We start from the raw sequence: 576 nt of genomic DNA on the forward strand, positions 1-576 counted from the left end.
CACTTCGTCAGCGCCATCTACATACACTGGCAGGTTGCCCACGTCGTTCAGTGAAAAGACCTGGATGCCATGCTGCTTGAGTCGCTCGGCGGTGGCATCGGAGCTGGCCACAGCGCCTTTGATGCGATCCTTGAGGGTGGCCAGTCCGTCGATAAAGAAGTTGGCGGTGGAGCCGGTGCCCACGCCGATGATTTCCCCTTCGGGGACAAAACGCAGTGCGGCTTCGGCTACCTGCTTTTTCAGCGCATCCTGATCCATGAGGCTGTCCTGTCGTAATATGGGTGTGTATCGACCCTGAGGTGTGCGCCAATTATAGGCCAGCGGCGGTCCTGACTCGACCCCGGGCTATCGCATTTGTGCCGGCCAGCCCCTAGACTATTCCTTTCCCTTCACAGAATGAGCCCGGAACCCTCCATGCTGGACAAATACGTTAAACGGATACTGCAATCCCGCGTCTACGACGTGGCGGTGGAAACTCCCATTCATGCAGCGCCGTTGATTTCCAAACGTATTGGCAACCGGGTGCTGCTCAAACGGGAAGATCTGCAACCGGTGTTTTCCTTCAAGCTGCGCGGC

General features: G+C 57.5%; 1 protein-coding gene and 1 pseudogene. One reads left to right on the forward strand and one right to left on the reverse strand.

Annotation, left to right across the window (positions count from 1 at the left end):
• The coding region (locus tag A3730_RS07300; RefSeq protein ID WP_197477348.1) for a ribose-5-phosphate isomerase A at positions 1 to 258 on the reverse strand (258 nt) is incomplete at its 3' end.
• A gap of 156 nt (positions 259 to 414) precedes the next feature.
• Here A3730_RS07300 and A3730_RS30285 point away from each other — a divergent pair.
• Positions 415 to 576: pseudogene (locus tag A3730_RS30285) on the forward strand (threonine ammonia-lyase, biosynthetic); the annotation flags it as partial.

The organism is Alcanivorax sp. HI0044, assembly GCF_001634945.1.